This is a genomic window from Pseudomonas sp. DF11, assembly GCF_058148565.1.
On the sequence record NZ_JBYVYN010000001.1, the window covers coordinates 1,474,147 to 1,494,241 of the forward strand.

General features: G+C 58.6%; 22 protein-coding genes and 1 other RNA gene. 2 read left to right on the forward strand and 21 right to left on the reverse strand.

The features are described 5' to 3' along the window. Window positions 1–38: 38 nt before the first annotated feature. The 14 genes from AC30D9_RS06390 to AC30D9_RS06455 all read right to left on the reverse strand — a co-directional run bounded on the left by AC30D9_RS06390 (window position 39) and on the right by AC30D9_RS06455 (window position 8,468). Complete coding sequence (locus tag AC30D9_RS06390) at window positions 39–326, reverse strand: putative holin (protein WP_490143682.1); 288 nt, start codon at window positions 324–326, stop codon at window positions 39–41. Between the two features lie 422 nt (window positions 327–748). Beyond that, a complete protein-coding gene (locus AC30D9_RS06395) occupies window positions 749–1,252 on the reverse strand; it encodes a hypothetical protein (RefSeq protein ID WP_490143683.1) in 504 nt (167 codons plus the stop codon). Beyond that, window positions 1,252–1,629, reverse strand: coding sequence for a Mor transcription activator family protein (locus AC30D9_RS06400; RefSeq protein ID WP_490143684.1), 378 nt, complete (start codon window positions 1,627–1,629; stop codon window positions 1,252–1,254). Before AC30D9_RS06400 ends, AC30D9_RS06395 begins: the two co-directional genes overlap by 1 nt. A 62-nt stretch (window positions 1,630–1,691) precedes the next feature. Next, window positions 1,692–2,105 carry a gp16 family protein gene (locus AC30D9_RS06405; protein ID WP_490143685.1) on the reverse strand — a complete coding sequence of 138 codons (414 nt, stop codon included), beginning with the start codon at window positions 2,103–2,105 and terminating at the stop codon, window positions 1,692–1,694. A gap of 20 nt (window positions 2,106–2,125) precedes the next feature. Continuing rightward, window positions 2,126–2,197, reverse strand: an RNA gene (locus tag AC30D9_RS06410) — hammerhead ribozyme type II. A 276-nt stretch (window positions 2,198–2,473) separates the two neighbouring features. Then, window positions 2,474–3,115: a DUF3164 family protein gene (locus AC30D9_RS06415; protein WP_092456678.1), complete on the reverse strand. Its 642-nt coding sequence runs from the start codon at window positions 3,113–3,115 to the stop codon at window positions 2,474–2,476. Then, a complete protein-coding gene (locus AC30D9_RS06420) occupies window positions 3,112–3,504 on the reverse strand; it encodes a hypothetical protein (RefSeq protein ID WP_490143686.1) in 393 nt (130 codons plus the stop codon). Before AC30D9_RS06420 ends, AC30D9_RS06415 begins: the two co-directional genes overlap by 4 nt. Further along, on the reverse strand, window positions 3,494–3,988 hold the full coding sequence (locus tag AC30D9_RS06425; RefSeq protein ID WP_490143687.1) for a hypothetical protein: 495 nt from the start codon (window positions 3,986–3,988) through the stop codon (window positions 3,494–3,496). The genes AC30D9_RS06420 and AC30D9_RS06425 overlap by 11 nt, the downstream gene beginning before the upstream one ends. After that, entirely contained in the window at window positions 3,988–4,170 is a 183-nt protein-coding gene (locus AC30D9_RS06430) for a hypothetical protein (protein ID WP_490143688.1), read from the reverse strand. Before AC30D9_RS06430 ends, AC30D9_RS06425 begins: the two co-directional genes overlap by 1 nt. Further along, on the reverse strand, window positions 4,154–4,528 hold the full coding sequence (locus AC30D9_RS06435; RefSeq protein WP_490143689.1) for a hypothetical protein: 375 nt from the start codon (window positions 4,526–4,528) through the stop codon (window positions 4,154–4,156). Before AC30D9_RS06435 ends, AC30D9_RS06430 begins: the two co-directional genes overlap by 17 nt. After that, the gene (locus AC30D9_RS06440; RefSeq protein WP_490143690.1) at window positions 4,525–5,313 is read right to left on the reverse strand and encodes a helix-turn-helix domain-containing protein; all 789 of its coding nucleotides are present in this window, start codon (window positions 5,311–5,313) and stop codon (window positions 4,525–4,527) included. Before AC30D9_RS06440 ends, AC30D9_RS06435 begins: the two co-directional genes overlap by 4 nt. Then, window positions 5,313–6,035: an AAA family ATPase gene (locus AC30D9_RS06445; protein WP_490143691.1), complete on the reverse strand. Its 723-nt coding sequence runs from the start codon at window positions 6,033–6,035 to the stop codon at window positions 5,313–5,315. Before AC30D9_RS06445 ends, AC30D9_RS06440 begins: the two co-directional genes overlap by 1 nt. Before the next feature lie 62 nt (window positions 6,036–6,097). After that, window positions 6,098–8,131 (reverse strand): DNA-binding protein, encoded by a 2,034-nt coding sequence (locus tag AC30D9_RS06450; protein ID WP_490143692.1) that lies wholly within the window; start codon window positions 8,129–8,131, stop codon window positions 6,098–6,100. Beyond that, window positions 8,124–8,468 carry a helix-turn-helix domain-containing protein gene (locus AC30D9_RS06455; RefSeq protein ID WP_490143693.1) on the reverse strand — a complete coding sequence of 115 codons (345 nt, stop codon included), beginning with the start codon at window positions 8,466–8,468 and terminating at the stop codon, window positions 8,124–8,126. Before AC30D9_RS06455 ends, AC30D9_RS06450 begins: the two co-directional genes overlap by 8 nt. 148 nt (window positions 8,469–8,616) lie before the next feature. Between AC30D9_RS06455 and AC30D9_RS06460 the strand changes: the two genes are divergently transcribed. Continuing rightward, complete coding sequence (locus AC30D9_RS06460) at window positions 8,617–9,345, forward strand: S24 family peptidase (RefSeq protein WP_490143694.1); 729 nt, start codon at window positions 8,617–8,619, stop codon at window positions 9,343–9,345. A gap of 315 nt (window positions 9,346–9,660) precedes the next feature. Here the strand turns inward: AC30D9_RS06460 and AC30D9_RS06465 are convergent, their stop codons facing one another. Continuing rightward, window positions 9,661–10,791 carry an MFS transporter gene (locus AC30D9_RS06465; protein WP_490143695.1) on the reverse strand — a complete coding sequence of 377 codons (1,131 nt, stop codon included), beginning with the start codon at window positions 10,789–10,791 and terminating at the stop codon, window positions 9,661–9,663. A 95-nt stretch (window positions 10,792–10,886) separates the two neighbouring features. Here AC30D9_RS06465 and AC30D9_RS06470 point away from each other — a divergent pair, with 95 nt between their 5' ends. Further along, entirely contained in the window at window positions 10,887–11,651 is a 765-nt protein-coding gene (locus AC30D9_RS06470) for an AraC family transcriptional regulator (RefSeq protein WP_134925133.1), read from the forward strand. Between the two features lie 12 nt (window positions 11,652–11,663). On the opposite strand, the gene AC30D9_RS06475 is transcribed toward AC30D9_RS06470, so the two are convergent. From AC30D9_RS06475 to AC30D9_RS06500, 6 genes are all read right to left on the reverse strand, one after another. Further along, window positions 11,664–12,104 carry a carboxymuconolactone decarboxylase family protein gene (locus AC30D9_RS06475; RefSeq protein ID WP_063320283.1) on the reverse strand — a complete coding sequence of 147 codons (441 nt, stop codon included), beginning with the start codon at window positions 12,102–12,104 and terminating at the stop codon, window positions 11,664–11,666. Between the two features lie 283 nt (window positions 12,105–12,387). Then, window positions 12,388–13,830, reverse strand: coding sequence for a mechanosensitive ion channel family protein (locus AC30D9_RS06480; protein WP_307571653.1), 1,443 nt, complete (start codon window positions 13,828–13,830; stop codon window positions 12,388–12,390). A 192-nt stretch (window positions 13,831–14,022) separates the two neighbouring features. Next, the gene (locus AC30D9_RS06485; RefSeq protein ID WP_249015359.1) at window positions 14,023–14,889 is read right to left on the reverse strand and encodes a pirin family protein; all 867 of its coding nucleotides are present in this window, start codon (window positions 14,887–14,889) and stop codon (window positions 14,023–14,025) included. Window positions 14,890–15,117: 228 nt separating this feature from the next. Then, a complete protein-coding gene (locus tag AC30D9_RS06490) occupies window positions 15,118–15,732 on the reverse strand; it encodes a response regulator transcription factor (RefSeq protein WP_134925137.1) in 615 nt (204 codons plus the stop codon). 115 nt (window positions 15,733–15,847) lie between these two features. Next, entirely contained in the window at window positions 15,848–16,282 is a 435-nt protein-coding gene (locus AC30D9_RS06495) for a response regulator (protein WP_490143696.1), read from the reverse strand. A gap of 262 nt (window positions 16,283–16,544) precedes the next feature. Further along, entirely contained in the window at window positions 16,545–19,760 is a 3,216-nt protein-coding gene (locus AC30D9_RS06500; RefSeq protein ID WP_490143697.1) for a transporter substrate-binding domain-containing protein, read from the reverse strand. Window positions 19,761–20,095: the final 335 nt, after the last annotated feature.

The following is a 20,095-nucleotide window of genomic DNA, read 5'->3' on the forward strand; positions in this document are numbered from 1 at the left end:
GCAGAGCGCTGATAGATATAAAAGAGACGTTCGCATGATCAGAGCCCCAACGTCAGGCCAAGCACGCAGGCCAGTACCACCAGAGCACGACGGACGCCGGCCATGGCGCGTTCGGGACGAGTCACTTGGTTGGGCCGTGCATAGGGGAACAATGCGCGATCAATCCAGTAGCCAAGAACCCCACCCAGCGTGACCAGGCCTGCCTTGTACAGCACGACCGGAAGTTTGGTGGGAGCGACCAGGGCAAGGCAGATCAAGAGAATCAGAGTGATCAGGGTCCAGTCGGTCATGCGTGGCGCACGGCGGCGCCGTTGAATGTGATCCATCAACGAACTTCCTTTGTTGGTTTAAGTGCAGCGCGGATATCCGCAAGTGAACGTGCAGCAATAACGGGATTGCCCCGTACTGCGTCCACGGATGCATAAGTGCCTAACTCGGGCGCTGCGATTCGCTGTTTGGGCCGGAGCTTTTCTTTCTGCCGGACGTGTTCGGCGACGCGTCGCTCATGACTCGCTACCATCAACTCGACAGTAGGTCGCCACTCTGGAGGACACTTGTCCAAGAGCGCCTGGGACTCATCCGCAAACGGAGTATCGATAATGAGTTGGGCGTATTGCCTGGATGAACGGGGCGCAATGGCCATATGCGAACCTGCCGGAGTAAATGTCCGGACTAGATTCGCTTGGGAAGGGATGCCGCAGTGTTTCTTAAACGCACAAGAAAAAGCCCCGACTCTGCGGGGCTTTGATTAAAGGCCTCTGATCGTCTTCATTGTTTCGATTTCCGTATCCGTGGCGCCTTCCTTTCGGCGCTCCGCTTCCCATTCTGATTCCGAAAGCGTTTCCATATTCGATGATGGTTTGGCTATTTGCGCGGCACAATCCGCATTATCTCGTGACCAGTTGGCTCGCACGCGATCCAACTCAACTTGGGAAAAACTACCGGTGTAACAGCCACCGCTGAAATACACGACATCGGTTAGAAGCAACCGACAACTTGGAAAGTGCGACGCGCTTGCTTTGCCTTGTGAGTGCAGTTGCTCGTTTGCCGAGCGCTGGATCTGCGCTAGCGCCGAGGTGTCACGGGTCAAACAAGCATCCAGATTTTTCGACCAGAGTTGTTGGGCAACCGACTGGTTAGCCTTGGCGTGGTTCAAGTCGTCTTCAAGAGTGGTGTCGGATGTCGGTGTCGCGAACGTCACTGACGCATACATAGCCGATACCGTGAACATCACTCTCAAAGCCGTCATCATTAATGGACAGTCCTGTCATCAAAGCCGAATAGGTCGGGCTCGTTGCGTCTGTGCAACGCCCTTTGGCGGGCGATGATGTCATAAATGGTTGGTGATGCAAGCTTGTACTTGCGCACCAAATCTGTGGGCTGGATGTTTGCGTCGCGCCAATCCCGATAAATCGCGGCATCGCGCATGGCTTTCTTTAAAGAGTCACCACGAGGAAGATAAACCACCGCTCCCCCCATGGTGTCGCATATAGCAAAGACCACTGCTCTGGCAATTTCCGCAACCGCCTCCGGCCTGTCTTGAAGCTTGCCCCTTAATTCAGCCTCAGCGATTTCAACCATTTCCTTAATCGTCCCCTCCCAACGATGCATGACTGAAGGATCTTCCATGTGGGCCAACACCTTATTAGGGTCCAACTTGTCAGTGTCATTAGGGAATAGCTGGTCCTGACTCATAAGGTTGGCCTCTTGTTACGCTTCGCATCGTAAGTCAGCGCCGAGACCAGGCTCCCGAGTTGCTGGCAGTCCAGCCACTCAACTCGCTCAACCTTGAACATCCGTTTCGCCATTCCATCGGCATATTCCCAAGGTCGCTTGGCGTCAGCCATGAACGCTTGAATCTTGCCGATCAGCTTCTGTTTATCCGGTGCCACTTTCGGGGTGGCCCGCCCTGCGGGTTTGGCCTTGGGCTTCCAGCCAAGCCGTTCAAACTCGGCGAGCACAGCTACCACTTTGATCGGCCCCAGGTCTTTGGCGGACTCTACCCCTGCCACTCGGTTGAGTAAGGCCCGGTAGGTTTCATCGTCAAGACCCAAGTCTTTTTTAGCGATATGGATCTTTGACAGGTTTACGTTACGTCGATTCATTTCTCCTTTCCCCTCGCATTCCTCGGCAGCTCATCAGTACCCGGACGCCACTCCGGATAGACCGGCCCAGGAGGCCTGGGACGGTTTCGCTTAGTGGATGGTTGGGTTAAGGACTAGTTTTTCGCGCATCGCTTGGCAGATCTCGCAATCGCAGCCCCCCATGTGCCGGACGGAGCCTTCAAGTGGAATGCGTGCGATAAGGCGTGCGGCGACTAGGCCTGCTGCGCTACCACTCATTTGGCTTGCGTTATCTACGGTGATGGACACGCCATCGGTGCTGTCTTCGATGATGATTTGGAATTTGGCCATTCGAATTAATCTCGCGGTTGGTCTGTGTTGGCAGATGTGTTGTCAGAGCTGGTCGCAATTCAATGCAACGTTGGGGACGCTGTGTCCTGCACGTAGATGCTTGCGATATCAAGGGGTATGGGTGCGTACTGGTCTGAGTCCCCAATACGCTCGTAAACCCGGATATAGCTCTTTGAACCAACAACCTGAACGGCCTCACTGATGGCTTGCATCGCCCGCTGCCATCGTTCGTCCTGGATGTCCAACCTGCGCAGGCCAAGCACTCGACCAGTGCTGATTTCACCGGCCTTGTCGGTGCGGAATGCCTCGTTGACCAGGACGCGTACCTCGCTACGTGCGTCCTGCGTCCATTCGGCAGCGCACTCATCGATCAACACTCGTGCGGCTTGTAGCCGCTCGTCGAATTTGATGGAGTCCTGGACCGCGTGAATGATCTTGTAGCGGCCATCAAACGACAGCAGCGTGACATTTCCTTTCTTGCCCCCAATGGTTGCTTTGTATTGCTCTGCGGACATGTCCACGAATGCCTTGATGTCCCCAAACGCCGAGGCTTTGAAAGCACCCAACGCCCCTGACACTGCTTTTGCTTTGTTGACCAGCTCAGTGACCAGCTCATCGCGAGCCAGATCAATAGGCTTAATCAGTACGACCGGCACCAAGTGGCCCTTGGCGTCCTGGCGGAACCCTTCTGGAATGCTCATTCGTTGTGTTGCTCCGTGTTCGTTTCGTGTTTGGTAATACGGCGCCCAAGCACTTCGAAGATCTCCCCGATCCGTCGACGTCCATTTGCGCGTTGCTCATTTGTTAAAACAGGCTTCGGTAATGCCCGAGGGAGATCCCTGGAAGGCAACATCCGAATCAGTGCGGCAGGTGCTGGCCACCGCTCGCAGCTTGCAAAGAGCATTTCGAAAGCGGCTTTAACTCGCTCCCTGTCTGTCTCTTCGTTCCAGCGTTGCGCCTTTTTCAAGGCCACCAGCCAGATATCCAGTGTGTGTGTCACGGCATCGGCGGCAGGCGCACCGTCCAAGCGCAGAGCGACGAGCCCCATCAACCCGGCGATTACTTCGCGCTCTAGCCAGTCATCCACCATTTAATCGCCCCTGTAGCGCTGACAACGCGGCAGTTGTTTGGCTTGGCCGGACGATCACAGGCGGTTTGTGTGTACTGTTCTCAGGCCGGAGTACCGTCGGACTCGTTTCACCTTGCCACTGACTCATCACTTGGTAGAGCCAGCCGTGGCCTTTAAGCGGTGGAGTTAATCGACCGGAGTCGCGTGCAGTAATTGCCTGTTCAATCGCCCATACCCAACATGCAGGAGGGGCATTGAAAAGTGCACCGTTCCGTTCGATGCGCTGGGCTTGAAGATCTGGAAGCAATTCCCCCAGGATCTTGGCCACGCGATCCATGGTCAGTTCTCGGGTCTCCGGCCGGAACAAGCCGACATACCGAATCAAGGCGCTACCGAGTTGACCGGAAACCTTAAAGGCCGCTCCTAGCGCTTCACGTGCACCATCGTGAGCGATGAGCGCATCAAGGCTTACTGTCGTACCGCAGTTAGGGCATCGAGTACGCATCAATGCACCTCCCGTTTCGGCTTCGCCTTTGCCAGTTCATCCGCTCGGATTTGGGCGAACTTATAGCTGTCGGAAAACCCGACGCATTTCTCACCCTGGTACAGACGAATCATGCTGCGACCAGCGATATAGATCTGGACGACGGGCACTGGTGGGCTGGCAATCTCAATGGATGGTTGCATTTTCGGCACCTGCACAATTGGGATTGAAGGCGCAGTACTGGCAGGCTCGCCAACTCTGCATCGCTTGTGGGTTGTGCGTCGGTGGTGTTTTATCGCGATAGTTTTGGCACTGTTCGATGGTCACCACATCGTTGACGGCGACACAATCCATCCGACCAAGCGCGTTCATGACGCGGCGCTCAACACCAGCCGTGCTAGGACTGGTGTACTTATTCGCCAAGATCAAACTCACCGCTGTACGGCTCATGCCAATTCGAGCCGCCGCTTTGGTGCGGTCGCTCGCTGCCACTTCCGCCGCGAGCAGACGAACAAAGAGCGGTGGCTGCTGGCCCCATTTCGAAAGGTCTACTTGCGTCATTGGAGGCCTCCCGATTCTTCCTGCGAAGCCAACTCCAACTGAGTCCGCTGCACCAGGTCATTAGGAAGCGAGACCGGCCCCTTTGCAGTTTTTGCCAAGGTTAACCATTCGCCCAAGAGTTCACGGGTTCGCGCTAAGTCGATGCCAGGCTCGATCAAACTACGATCTGCACCTGGCGTACCGGTGGTCTTGGTGTAGATCAGCCGGTGGAGGTTTGGGTCGTAGACCTGCAGCGACTCAAGCTGACGGATTTCCGGTGGACGGGGACCAGTGTCTTTGCCCGGAATGAGGCAGTAAAACGTAGGTATTCCCATAGCGGTGTCGCCAGGGGTCTTAGCTAAATAACCCGCCTCGCTAAGGGCATTCAGATATTGCCTAACTTTGGTAGCAGTGAGCGACACCGTGCCGACTGACGCAGCACTTACCACATCCCTTACCGTTACGTTCCCACCAAGAATACGAAGGGAACGCCATATGTTCTCGGTTGCGAGATGGTCATAAGTGCGTTCACCTTTACTATTGAGATGCGGATGCTCTGCACCCTCATCTTTGACCAATCTGTAAAGTCGAGCTTGGCCCTTGCGATAGTCATCAACTACAGTCTCGACGATGCCTGCTTTCTTTAGCGCATCGAGGTAACGAACAATCTCGTTAGGCATCTGATCGCTACGTCTTGCAATATCATGAACATCGAACCCTTGAGCCAAGATGCGCATTGCTTCCCACATACGCTGCTTTGAGCTTTTGCCGCCTGAAACGATAAGGTGAGGTGTCCGGCCTGCCATTACATGGCCCTCCGAATCGGGGCTTCTCCGGTATACCAACCGCGATTTCCCCAAGCTTTCAAATCCACTTGATCAAGCATCATCGCCGATGCTTCGGACTGGACCTTGTAGAGGTTCACCGCCACCCGACGTAGGCAGCCTTTGGTCGCGGTATTCAAATCAGCCAACAGGTCATCTGCAAAGCTGACGCCTGGATAGTTGTCGCGTGCCAGTTGGCGAACATCGTCAAGTGTTGCTGCCTGTGCGGGAACCCATTCCAGTACACGATTATGCAAACGCTCTAAACGCTGAAGCGATGCAGGAACACGCTCTTCGCCGATCAGGACGATTGTTCCTTCGCTCGCGTTGTAGATATCGGTCAGCACATTTGCCACAGCCTTATCCAACAGATATTGCACGTCATCCACGATTAATGGGCGACGCGAAGCGGATAGCTGGACGGAGATCTGGTCGACCATTTCTGACAATGTGCGACCAGGTAAAAGGCTCATCTCGTGAAGAATCGCCGTCAGAAACGCTTTCTTACTCCAAGTGTCGCGACATTCGACGTAATAGCAACGATGCTGATTGGCAGCAAATGCCGCCGCCGCGCTCTTTCCAAAGCCACTAGGACCGTACATTGCCACCAATCCTGGCAGCCCGATTGGACGGCCCATAGCGCGACTCATTGCGCCGGACAAAAGACCGACATTTGTTAAAGGAACAATTTTGTTTACACTCACTGTGCTTCTCCTCCTATGTCTAGCGTGTTGGCGCACGCTGACTGCTTTGAAACGTGGGCTTCTCAACCCGCGTGTTGAAATACTCTTTGCATTGCCACGAAGTCCGGATGGGCGGGATAACGCTCCCACCACCGGGCTTCGTCGGTAGTCAATTCTTCACCGGCGATCTTTCGTTGATTCAACCGAACCCAAAGCCGATAACGAGCAACGTCATCCCCTGGCACTACGAACGTAGGCCGCTGCTGATCCAACGACTGGGCGTAATCTCGTGCCGCTTCCAGGGCTTCTGCCGAAAGGCTCGCAGACGGTGCCGTTGTAGGAGCGATCATTTCTACTCGCTGCCCCGTCAACGTCTCCAACTTATCCACTGCACGCTTGAACTGGCCTTGTTGCCGTTTGTCTCTCGCCATCTCAACCATGGTGCGAGGCATATAATCCGAGCTGTTTCCATCCAGTTGGGCCGCGCCGATCAGCTCGCCGTCTAACGTGAACGTCCAGATTTGGCTAGCATCTCTAACGTCATAGGCAATGCGTATTTCTTGCCCGTGCAAGGCCGTTAGATCGGTTAGGAAATAGGTGCTACCCGCCCAAGCGACTTCGCCGCGTCTCGTTGTGCGCACCACTTGTGGACGCATGAGTGATTCAACCAACGAGCCGGGCGCGGTAATCGGCTCCCAGCCTTCTGCTATCGCTGCTTGCCAAGCCTCGTTTGGGCTCATATGCCGCAGTACGCCGGTTTCGGGATCGCGAATTTTGGCTAGGCCTCGATGCGGAGTAGCGTTGTAGGTCGCGATTTCATGTTCAACGCCTGACATGAATTCACCGAATGCGGGCAGCAGCCTACTTTTCCCGCCCTCACGCAGCTCCTTGCGGCCAATGCGATGCACTCGTGTACCGGCGTGCTTATCCATGTCGGCGCCGATGTAGCTGGTCAGCTTCTTGGCTGCGCGCACCCAAATAGTCTGGTGTCCCCGCTCGGAGAGGCCCCGCGCCTGGCTGTTGTATGGCAGCGAGTGGGTCATCGTGCCGCCCAAGCGGTCGACAACTTCCCGCACGGTGTCGTTAGCGAAACCTGAGCCGTTGTCGACATAGAAAATGCCGAACATGCATTTACGGACCGCATCACGCAGCGCGTCCAAAACACCAATGGCCGACTCTGCTTCTCCAACCGATACGCCAACGACTTTTCGGGTGGCTACATCCAACACGGTTGTGATCTCTGGCCGGTATGGCTTGCCGGTCAGCGGATTGATGACCTCCGCATCAAATTTATGGCCGTCGGCGGTGTAAACGTCCCCTGGAAAAAGGTTCTTCGTAGAGCGGCGACGGAATGGTTGCAGCGCTTTAAGTTCTTGCGGGCTCATTCGCCCAGCCTGCAAAGCTTCTGGGGAAAGCTTCTTCAGAAAACGTTGCACCGCGTGGATGCTTGGCAGCGGGCCTTCATAGCGTTGCGCAAACTCGGCATAGCTGGCCGCCACACTCGGCTTTGTAGGCCGCTGGTAACACCTAAGAAAATCTTTTGCCCACGTAGGAACCGTCAGGTTTGGACGTTGGCGCAACGGCGCTAAGCCCGCCTCTCCATCGGTCCGATATGCAGATAGCCAACGCTTTAGGCTTCTCTCCGATAGCGTTCTGTCCCCCGTCTTTTTGTTGTTGGCCAGGGCCAACCGTTCAGTCAAATACGGGCTCAGTGCCCCATCGCGGGCTTGCTTAACCAAAACGTCAATGGCGCGATTTTGCGATGTCGCGACGCACATGCGCTCGATCTCCCGAATGAAGCAGAGCCGAGCGACCATGACAGCCCGCTGCACGTCATTTAGCTTTGTGGTCCCCTTGGACACTGTTGCGATAGCCTTTTGCTCCGGAACCTTGGCGGGGGCCGCTTCGACTGGAGCCTCAACTTCTGCAATGGACCGGGCCATCAACGCGGCTTGTGTTTCGGCGGGCAAACACGAAAACGGGTACTCGACCGCTTTGGTGCCGAGACGTTTCTGGCTCTCCCACTCAAGGCGAGCCGCCACCTTGCGAATACCAGGAACGGTTCCTGGCAGCCCAGGGAGGCCCGCCAGTTCCTGCGACGTATACCAGTCACGCATCGCCGTCTTTCCACTTGGTTTTACTGTGACCAACCGGACTATTTTCGGTATGCTTTGGATAGACCGAATTCGTCTCAGCGCGGTTTGGTCGCTGGCGCAGTGGAGAGCCATTGAGATTCCAACGCTCTGGCCACAACTGGACAGGCTGAAGCCCCAAGGCTTGTGCGATTGCCCGCTCTACCCGAGGGTAAGGCCGGTGCTTAGCGTTACGGATGGCGCGCTCATTCAGGCCATTCGTCCTGGCCAGGTCGGCAAAGTTTGTGCCTCGAACGCGGAGCTGGAATTTAATCCATTCCCAGCGTCGTTCCGAATCGAGCGGTATGTCGTAGGTTTCCATTTTTCAACCATCGTCTAGGGTGGTTTTTTTAGGCTTTCTAACGGCCGGTTTAGGACAATATATCCCGTATTCGGGATGTGGTAAACCGAATTTGGGAGTTTTTATTCCCGTTTTCGGGCAAGACAACAGTCTATTGTGGAAAACTCAAGTGAATTCAGTGACTTACACGGAATCGAAGCACGCGCCAGTAGGCGAAAATGCGGTTTCTTTTCCGAATTCGGGAATAGAAACCCGGATAGCCACGGTCGCAAGCTTGTTCGAGTCCCGAAAACAGGCTGCCGAGGCTGCGAATGTGGCTCTGTCGTCGCTTCAGCGGTGGATTGCCGGTGAGGGGATGCCCGCGTTCAACTCGTTGGCGCTGTTGGCTTCTGCGGTAGGGGTATCTCTTGACTGGATCGCGTCGGGGCGCGGGGAGATGTATCCGGCGGAGGGGGCGCCTGCCCAGGCGCAGGACGACAGCATCTATGCCTATGTTCCGCTGTACGACGCCAGAATTAGCCAGGGCCACGGTGCCTGGAGCGATGGCGCTCGCATCCTGACAATGCTTGCTTTCACTAAATACAGCTTGCAGAAGAAAGGGCTGCAAGCGTCGCAGCTCGCGGCAGTGCGGGTGGATGGCGACTCAAACGAGCCGTTTCTAAAGGACGGCGATACCGTGATGGTGGATCTTTCCCGGAACACCATCCAGGGCGAGGCGTTTTATGTGATACGCCTGGATGACCTCCTGTACGCCAAGCGGCTGCAACGCCAGATCGACGGCGGGGTCTTGGTCATCAGCGCCAACACGGCTTATCCCAGCGTGCATGTTCCCACTGATCGGCTTGAGCGGCTTCAGGTCGTGGGGCGAGTGGTCTGGTCAGGCGGGTGGATGATCTAAAGCGCCAGTGCCAAAAAGCCCGCGAAATGCGGGCTTTTTAGTTTGCGGCAGGATTTTGGGGGCCGCGCCTCTTTTGGCACCGATTAGTGCCGCTTACTGGATCAACCCCCCGTTTTTCCTGGCTTGTCCTTTTTCTTCCCTTTTCTTCCCACCAGTTTCCTTTGGTGCCATATCTCTCACTGCCTCACAATCTGGCGCGCTTACATCCTGTGGGAGCAGGCTTGCTCGCGAAGAGGTCGGGACACTCAATACTTTTATCCATGACACACCGCATTCGCGAGCAAGCCCACTCCCACAGGTTTTGCGTCGAATCAATCAGACCAGCCGAGCCTGTCGCACCGTCAAGCACACCGCCAGCACCCCGCACACAATCAATGTCCAGCCCAGTGCCTGGGACCAGGCCGCGAGCATCAAGGCGCCACCAATCAGCAGGTAATAGAACAAACCGAACAGCGCACCGGCCGTGCCCAAGCAGTCGGCGTAGCAAACCAGCGCAGCACCGAGCACGTTGGGGATCGCCATGCCGAACGCCAGCACGACCAACAGCATCGCCACGACAAAGCCGCGACCGTCGAGCAGACCTTGCACACTCACTCCACCGATCAGCAGCACCATCGCGGCGACGGCCGACAACTGATTGCCGTTGAAACCCCATGCAAGCAGGCGCTTGTTCAGCCATGCCCCCAGACCCGAGCCCAGGGCCAGGATCACCCCGCTGTAGCCAAACAACGCCGCGTTCAAGCCGAGTCGTTCGAACTGGAACGGAGCGAGGTTGTAGTAACTGAACAGCGCAACGTTGAAGGTGGCGACCAGAAACGAAGAACGCCAGATCCACGGGTCCTTCAGCATGCGCCAGGACGTCTTCGACAAGGATTGCGCCGGGAGACGGACCGGCAAGGTTTCCGGCAGGGATCGAGCACACCACACCAACAGCATCAGCGACAGCAGCAACAGGCCACCGAGTACACCTTGATACCCAAGGCATCGCACCAGGGCGGCACCGCTGAACAAACCAATCGCCGGGCTGGCCGCCAGGGCGATACCGATCACTGAAAACACCTGGCCAAGCTGTGCGCCTTGGTAACGATCCCGCAGGAGCGTCTGGGTCACCACCGAACCGACCGCCGCACCCAAAGCAGCCAGTACCTGGACGGCCAGCAGCGCATCGAAGGTGTCGACGTTCAGCCCCAATATCATCGCTGCCGCATACAAGGCCAACCCGCCCAACATGGCGGGCCGTCGACCGATGCGGTCACAGAGATGGCCCCATACCACGACACCCAAGGCGAATCCCAGGAAATATACGGACAGCGTCTGCGCCGCCATTTCTGGACTGACGGCAAAACTCAAACTGATGTCTCCCAACGCAGGGCTATAGAGGGTCTGGGCAATCTGGGGGAACATCACCAGGGCAATCGCCAGGCTCAGGAAAGATCGTGACGTCATCGGTAAGCTCGCTCGAAAAATGGCGAGCAGTCTACGAATTCACGACTGTCGTATTATCCGAACCCTGACAACTTATCCTTGAAATCTGACAATTTATGGCTTGGCTCGACGCTCATGTCCTCTTCGACCCCGACCGCCATCCCGCACCGGTGATCGGTATCGCGGCGACATTGGCTCACCACGATTCTGGGCCGCACCAGCATCAGCGCGGGCAACTGCTGTTCACACGCCAGGGCTGCACACGCATCACCCTGGCGCAGCAGCTATGCCTGCTGCCGCCATCACGTGCCGCGTGGATCCCGCCGTTGACGTCCCATCGGGCGGTGATGCAACAGAGTGTGGATTATCGATCGATCTACCTGGCGGCATCGCTGTGCGCCGACCTGCCGCCGCAGGTGTGCATCATCGAGGTCTCGCCGCTACTACGCGCTGTCCTCGAACCGATCACCGACGCCGCATTCGACAGCGACTGGACCCAAGGTCGCAATATGCATTTGCTGGGGTTGTGCCTGAGTGAAATTCGCGAGGCGGTACAACAACCGATGCTGCTGCCACTGCCCCAAGACAAGCGCCTGGCGCCGCTGCTCGCGGCACTGGATCGCCTGCCTCCCACCCTGGAGGTGCTGGAGCGGCAGATCGGCGCCAGTGGCCGGACCATCGGCCGGATCTTTCAGCGGGAAACCGGCATGGGTTATCAGCAATGGCGACAGCAATGGCGCCTGATGCGCGCCATTGAACTGCTCGCCATCGGGCGCAGCTTGAGCTACTGCGCCTTTGACCTGGGCTTTGCCAGTGACAGCGCTTTCATTGCCTTCTTCAAGCACATGACCGGTAGCACACCGAGGGCCTATCTGAGTTGATAACCGCTGGATTCACGCCTCGGGCATCTTGCGAAACCCCACCGCCAGACGGTTCCAGCCGTTGATGGCGTTGATCGCCACCGTCAGGTCGACCATTTCCTTGGGGCTGAAATGCTCGCTCAACAGGGCGTAGTCGGCGTCTGGCGCGTGGGTGTCGCTCAGGCGGGTCAGGGCTTCGGTCCAGGCCAGGGCGGCGCGTTCACGGCCAGTGAAGAACGGCGCTTCGCGCCATGCGGTCACGGCGTACAAGCGGCGTTCGGTCTCGCCGTCCTTGCGGGCGTCGGCGGTGTGCATGTCGATGCAGAAGGCGCAGCCGTTGATCTGCGAGGAACGCAGCTTGACCAGCTCCAGCAGGGACTTCTCCAGACCCAGTTTCGAGACGGCGTTTTCCAGGGCCAGCATGGCTTTGAAAGCGTCAGGGGAAGCGGTGTAGAAATCGATGCGCGGTTGCATGGTGAACTCCAGGACAATTGGGTGTAGCGCTAAGTTAGCCGTGCAGTGGTGCGGTACAAATAGCCAATTGTTGGGAAGTTCGGGTGGCCAATGGGGACTGGTGCTTATCCTTTGGGAAGAACACGAACCTATTGTGGCGAGGGGATTTATCCCCGCTCGGCTGCGCAGCAGTCGCAAACCGGCTGACACGATTTACCCGTCACACCGAAGTGCCCGTTTTTGGGGCCGCTGCGCAGCCCAGCGGGGATAAATCCCCTCGCCACAGGGGGCTTCAAGATAGGCTTCAGGCCCGGCTACGCAGCCATTGCAGGAAGCGCTTCTTGGCCACGGGTTTGGGCAGCTCGCGGGTGAGGTTCTGGGCGAGGTGGATGCGTACGTCCAAAAGATTCTTCATGGCGTCGTTGATGTCACGACGGGCCTCCAGGCAAGGCTTGAGGTAGCTGTTCTCGATGCGGTACAGGGTGCAGAAAGTCTTGGCGGTAAAATTCGCCAGCGCAGCCTGTTCGGCGACGACCCCGGCTTCGCCGATCACCTCCCCTGGCCCCATGCGCCCGCCCTCGAGTGGCTGGCCGTTGCGCATGAGGGTCACGCTGACCACCCCGGACTCGATGATGAACAGATGATCGCTGACCTCCCCGGCCGCCAGGATCACGTCGCCGGCACGGAAGGTCTGCAGGGTCATGTTCTGAGCGAAAGTGTCTTTCTCATCCTGGCGCAGGGTGGAGAAAATGTTCGAGCTTTCCAGCAACGCCCGGGGACGCGACACCGCCGGGGGAATCGCGCTTTCACTGGTGGACAACAGGCTCACGCCCGACGCCTGCAAATGCCGGAACGCCAGGTCGAACAGCTGGTTGCGCACCGTGCGTTTCTGGGCCATAGAGGCAACGAAACCGCTGATCTCATACTCCGCACCGCCGCTGCCGCTACTTTTGAGGGTGACGGAGGGCGCCGGGTTGGCAAGTAGGGAACGACAGCCGATCATCGCCCGCTCCAACGCGTCGATCACGGTTTGTGGTCGCGCGTGGGGGCTGACCTGGATGCTGATGGACAAGCCATGGACATCGCTGGGTCGGCTGAAGTTGATGACCTTGGCCTTGGCCGCCAACGAGTTGGGGATCACCGCCATGCTGCCCTGGGCGGTCTGCAAGCGCGTGGCCCGCCAGTCGATGTCGGTGACCCGGCCTTCGGTGCCGTCGATGGAAATCCAGTCATCGAGCTGATAGGGCTTGGTGGTATTGAGCACGATCCCGGAGAACACATCGCTGAGAGTGCTCTGCAAGGCCAAGCCGACGATGATCGCCATCGCACCCGACGTCGCCAGTACACCCTTGACCGGCAAATCCAGCACATAGGCCAATGCCGCGATAACGGCGATCAGGAAAATCACCGCACCCAGCAAGTCCTGCAACAACCGCCCGGTATGGCCGACCCGTTGCATCATCGCCGCGCCAATCAGCACCGTCAGGGTTCGCGCGGCAAACAGCCACCAGGCGATCTGCAAGCCGGTAGCGGCCAGGTGCCGCGGCACATCGTCGACCCACTGCGCCGGCTGCATGGGGTTGAGGCCTTCGTTGAACAGCAGCACGCTGAACAACGAAAAAATCAGCAGCCTTGCGCCGATTTTCCAATAGGTCCGATCCGCACTGACCAGGCGCCACATCAATAGGTCGAGCACAAGCAGCACCAGGGCACAGAGCAGCGGGTGATCGGAGATCAGAGACAGCATCGGGACAGCTCCAGAAAGGCCATTGGCGAAGATTGGCACAGTTTTGACGAGAGTGTACCGACCACGCAAACCCTGTGGGAGCGAGCCTGCTCGCGATAGCGGTGTGTCAGCCACATTAATGTTGACTGATCCGCCGCTATCGCGAGCAGGCTCGCTCCCACAGGGGGTTCAGAGTGGTGGTTGTTTTCGCGTTCAGTCGTCCATCCGACCAAAACGCCCGGAGTGGAAATCACTGAAGGCCTGGTGGATTTCCTGCTCGCTGTTCATCACGAACGGACCATGGCCGACGATGGGTTCGTCGATCGGCTCGCCGCTGAGCAGCAGCACCACGGCATCGTTATTGGCTTGCAGGCTCAATTGATCGCCAGCCCGGTCGAACAGGGCCATTTGCCCGGCCTCGACCCGTTCGCGGCCATTGGCCTGGACCGAGCCGCGCAATACCACCAGGGCGGTATTGTGGCCTTCGTGCAAGTCAAGGGTGAGGCTTTTTCCGGCATTCAAGCGGATGTCCCAGACGTCGATGGGCGTGAAGGTCTTCGCAGGGCCTTGATGCCCTTCGAAACGCCCGGCGATCAAGCGCAGGCTGCCGGCGGCGTCCTTCAAGGCGATGTTCGGGATGTCACCCTTGAGGATCGTCTGGTAGCCGGCCGGGGCCATCTTGTCCTTGGCGGGCAGGTTGACCCACAGCTGGACCATTTCCATGAACCCACCCTGCCGGGCGAAGGCTTCGGAGTGGAACTCTTCGTGGATGATGCCGGAAGCAGCGGTCATCCATTGCACATCGCCAGGGCCGATCTTGCCACCGCTGCCGGTGGAGTCCCGGTGCTCCAGTTCGCCCTGGTAGACGATGGTCACGGTCTCAAAACCGCGATGGGGGTGCTGGCCGACGCCACGACGCTCGGTGGTGGGCGTAAATTCCGTGGGGGCGGCATGATCCAGCAGCAGGAACGGACTGATGTGCTTGCCCAGGTTGTCGTAGGAAAACAGCGTACGAACCTGAAAGCCATCGCCGACCCAATGGGGCCGTGGACTGGTGTAGAGGCCGATGATGTTTTTCATGCCGTGTCTCCAAAATCAGGTACTGCGATTCGATGAACGCAGCTTAAAACCGACACCCTTGAAGCACTAGATGGCAAAAACCGGCTTTAGCGTTCTATCTGGAGAACAGCGATCAAAAAACTGTGGGAGCGAGCCTGCTCGCGATGGCGGTGCCTCTGCCGATGATGCATCGACTGTCAGACTGCTATCGCGAGCAGGCTCGCTCCCACCTTATTTGGTGTAGCTCATTCAAAGGTGATTGCGCTTGGCAAACTCCGACAACCCCACCAAGGATTGCAAGCCGAGTTTTTCCAACAGGCGAGTCTTGTAGGTGCTGACGGTTTTAGGACTCAGGAACAGGCTTTCGGCGATGTCCTTGCCGCGCATGCCCATGGCCAGCATGCGCAGGATAGAAAGCTCGCGGGTGGAGAGGCTTTCCAGGGCCTGCTGTTCGCTGCGTTGCTGGAAATCCAGCCTGACGGACATCTGCGGAAAATAGGCATAGCCGGACTTCAACGCCTGGATGGCCTTGGTCAGTTCCTTGAGATCGCTTTTCTTGGTCACAAAGCCCCGGGCCCCGGCCGAGATGCAGCGGTTGCAGAAGTGCTGCGCATCCTGGGAGGTGAACACCAGCACACTGCATTCAGGAAACTGGGCCATGATCCAGACCAGCAGGTCCAGGCCATCGAAACCGTTCATCACCAGGTCCAGAATCACCAGGTCTGGCACTGCCTCCTTGATGAGAGCCCTGGCATCGGCCACCCCGCTGGCGTCCCTGATATGAGTGAACGCCTCATTCTGGCAAATGAGCCGCAACGCCCCTCGTATGACAGGGTGGTCATCCACGATCAACACGTCTTTCAAAGGCAATTCCCCAGGTCATTACAAACGGCACCGGTGCCATGACTGCACCGGACTCTTGCACAAGCGCCAGGCCATGCCACCTGTCAGATCCGACAGTGCAGACCGACGGTCTCTCTCAGCGTCCATGGCCCTGCCTGAGAGGGCGCGTCCACGGTTGCAGCGACTCACTGGCGTGAGGGTCGACCCGCTCCATCAGGCGCCGCAGGGAAGCGAGGTCAGGCAGTGGCGCCTGGCTCAGGTGCATGCTCGATCGGCGCGCCACAGGCACCGGCGACAGGCTGGTCAGCTGCGCGTTGTAAATCATCCCGTGACGAACCTGTGGGTTATAGATAACAAAATCGTGCAGGTCCAGCGCCCCGCTTGCCAGCCCGGCGTTGACGACAATCAGGTCGAACGGCTCGCTGCCGTATTCCACCAGCGTCAGCAACTCCTGCACATGGCTCACGGGGACAATCCGGAAATAGCCCTGTTGATTGAACAGGCGCTCCAGCACTACTCGATGAGCATGTTGTGTGTCGGCAATCAGGATACGGAGGGCTTTGTTCGGCATGGCAGGCATTCCAGTAGCAACACTGACGGGTATGAAGCAGGGCCGTCAGGCTAGAGGAAGCTTTTGTGAGGCGCTGTAGGACTAATCCGAAAAAGATGAGGGAAAAGCGTCAACCCGATCAACCGGGGAAACCGGAGCCGAACGCAGCCCCGTGGTGAGGGGATTTATGTGGGAGCAAAGCTTGCTCGCGAAACAGGCACCGCGGTTCCTGAAAGAGCGCCTCGCTTCATCGCGGGCAAGCCTTGCTTCCACAAGATGGGATTTATCCCCTTGCCACATGGGTTTTCAGGTATTCGGCCAGGTGTTCCATGGCTTGGTGAAGATCTGCCGCGGCATCGGCGAGCAGCGGCGTATCGCCTCCCCGACAAGCGCTTTCCAACGCCTCGCAGGCGGCGATCAGGCGTTGCGCCTGGATGATCCGCGCCCCGCCCTTGATCCGGTGCGCCAGGTCCGCCAGGCCCGGCAAGTCTTGTCGGGTGGACAGCTGCAACAGTCGCGCTGCGTCTTCGGCATTGCTGCTGAGCAGTTCCTCCAGCAGAGCGCTGATGGCGGCCGTGTCGCCGCTGGTCAGTTGTTCCAGGCTGGTCAAGTCGATGCTATCGCTGGGCTCATGCGCCGGCGCATCCGGCGTGACCGAAGCCAGGCACGCGTTGAGTTCCCGAAGGCTGATGGGCTTGAACAGGCAATCGTTCATCCCGGCCTCGGTGCAACGCTCCTTCTCCTCTGGCTGGGCGTTGGCCGTGAACCCCACGATCACGCCGGGCGACAGGTTTTGCACACGCTCTTCGTCGCGAATGGCGCGGGCCAGTTCGTAGCCACTCATCAAGGGCATGTTGCAGTCAGTGATGACCACATCAAAGTGTTCGCTGCGCCAGGCGTGCAGACCTTCGACACCGTCCTGCGCCTCCCGGACCCGATGGCCCAGGTAGCCCAGTTGCTGGGACAGCAGCAAGCGGTTGGCCGGATAGTCGTCGACCACCAGGATACTCAGCGCCCGGGCCGGCAGCAGCGTCTCGTCCTCGACAAGTGGCGCTGCCGGCAAGGCGTCGAGCACGGGCAGGTCCAGCAGAATCTCGACCTGCGTGCCCTCTCCCACCACGCTGCGCAACGTCAGGGTGCCGCCCATCATTTCGCACAGCGTGCGACTGATGACCAACCCCAGCCCGGAACCGCTGCGGGCCGACTGGGTGCTATGGCCAGCCTGGGTAAAGGGGCTGAACAGGCGGCGCTGGTCATCGGGCGAAATACCGCAGCCGGTGTCCTCGACTCGCAGGCAAATGCTCAGGCGCCTGAGCTCAGCGTCCGGCTCTGCGCGCACACTCAGGCGCACCTCGCCCTGGTCGGTGAATTTGATGGCGTTGCTCAACAGGTTCGAGACGATCTGCTTGAAGCGCAAGGGGTCAATCAACACATCACGGTTGACCGCAGCGTCCAGTACCCGTAGCAGGCGCAGGTGTTTCTGCCGGGCCAGGCCTTCGAAAATCCGTGCCACCGACTCGATCAACTCGTGCAGATTGGCCCGTTGCGGCGCCAGCGACAGCCGGCCCGACTCGATGCGGGCAATGTCGAGGATGTCGCCGATCAAATCCAGCAAACCATGGGCAGCCCCCGACGCGACCTCGATGGCGTGCCGGTCGACGATACCCTGGTCGGCTTTTTTCAGGGCCAGTTCCAGCAGTCCGATCACCGCATTCATCGGTGTGCGGATCTCATGGCTCATGGTCGCCACGAAGGTGGTCTTGGCCCGATTGGCGTCGTCGGCGCTTTCCTTGGCGACGCGCAATTGCTCCAGCAACCGCCGCAGATAAATCACCCACCCCAAGGTCACCAGCAACAGCAGCGCAGCGACGGTGAACCCCTGGAGAATCGTGGTGCGGTTGCGCAGCCAGTAGCTGTCGTCGATCACTACCTCACTGCGCCAGCGGTTGGTCAACTCGTCCATCTCTTCAGGAGAAATGCTCAACAGTGCCTTGTCGAGAATCGAGTAAAGCTCCAACGCCCCCCGGTTCGTCGCCAACGCAACGCGCGCGGGCACGGTGCCCACGGTACTGGTGACCTGCAGCTTGTCACGGTATTGGCGAGAGATCATGTAGCGGGCGCTGATCAGCGGGTTGATCGCCGCGTCCGCCGTGCCGGCGGCGACCATAGCCATGGCGTCGGCGGCATTTTGCGCCGTCACCAACTGCACACGGGGAAACTGCTCCAGCAGAAACTCGCGCAGCACGTTGCCACGCACCAGCGCCAGACGCTTGCCGGCCATCTGGTCCAGGGTCAGCGGGCCCTTGGACCGAACAGGTACCACCAGCACGAACGGGTTCGTCAGGTACGGTCGGGTAAAGCGCAACTCGTCTTCGAGTTCGGTGCTGGGTATGGCGGTGGCCAGGATGTCGGCCTTGCCGCTCTTGATCTGCCCGATCAAGTCGTCAACCGAGCCGCCGCGCTGCACATCGAATTTCAGACCGGTGCGTAAGCTGATCCGGGCCAGCACGTCGGCACCGATGCCGCGCAAATGGTCCTGTTCATCGAAGAACGTCAGCGGCAGGAAGTTCTCGTTGACGGCCACTTTGATTCGCGGATGGGCATCCAGCCAACGCTGCTCATTGACGCTGAAATGCAGCGCCTGCTGACCCGGCATGCTCGCGCCGCCGGCACTCCAGCGGCGCAGGATGCTCATGCGTTCGCTGGCGGGAATGGCTTGCAACGCGGCATTGACGATGCGCAACAAGCGCGCGTTGTCACGACTGACCGCAAAGGCGAACGGCTGCACTTCCATGCGCGAGAAATCGGCCAGTTGAACATTGTTCAGGTAATTCTTGCTGATCAGGTAATTGGAACTGATCGAATCCCCCAGATAAACGTCAGCCTGACCAAACGCCACGGCACCGATGGCGCTCAAGGTCGAGGGGAACAGCTGCAACGAAGCATCGGGATAAAACGCCTCGACCGTCTCCGGCGGCAAGTAGTGATACAGCATCGCCACCCGCTTGCCCGCCAGGTCCGTGGGCAAGTCCTGGCTGTCGTCGATGCGCGCCACCAGGGTGGGCAGGTCATCGGCGTAGGCCTGGGACATCGCCAGGTCTGGCTCGGCCGCTTCGAAGCCGTTGGCGGTGCCGAGCATGTCGATCTCACCGCCACGCAAGGCCTGGAGCGATTCGGCACGGGATGGATAGCGTCGGACCTGCACCTTGACGTGCAGCAGTTGCCCGAGCAATTGCGCATAGTCGGCGGTCAGGCCTTCATAGTCGCGCCCCGTGCCGGTAATGCTGAAAGGCGCATAGTCCGGCGCCGAAGCCCCCAGCAGCAACGTGCCTTTTTGACGCAGCCAGGCCCAATCGGCATCGTCCAGGGACACCGAATAATCGCTCACATTGGAGCGTCCGAGCACCTGCAGCGACTCAGGCGCCGCGCCCACCTGTGGCGCCACACTCAATGAGCCCAGCAACAGCGCCACCAGGCCTGTGCGTAAAAGCTGCATCATCTGGTCAGGTTGTTTCGTTTGGCGTAGTCGGCCCGGCGCACACCGACGTCACGTTCGTCAGGGTGGACCGGCTTGGGGGTTCAGACTGCCAATACGAGGGAACAGCGAACCGTCGACGCGTCTGTCAAACAGGCAGGACGCGTGAAATGAGTGTAGGAAACTTCTGAAGAATTTCCTGGCGAGTGAGCTGAGGCCGGCCTTTTCCGGGGCCGGAACTGGGGAATGCTGTTCACTTGAGAAGGTAGACGAACCTGTGGCGAGGGGATTTATCCCCGTTGGGCTGCGAAGCAGCCCTAAGATCACCTACTCGGTGTGTCAGGCAGATTGAGTCTGCT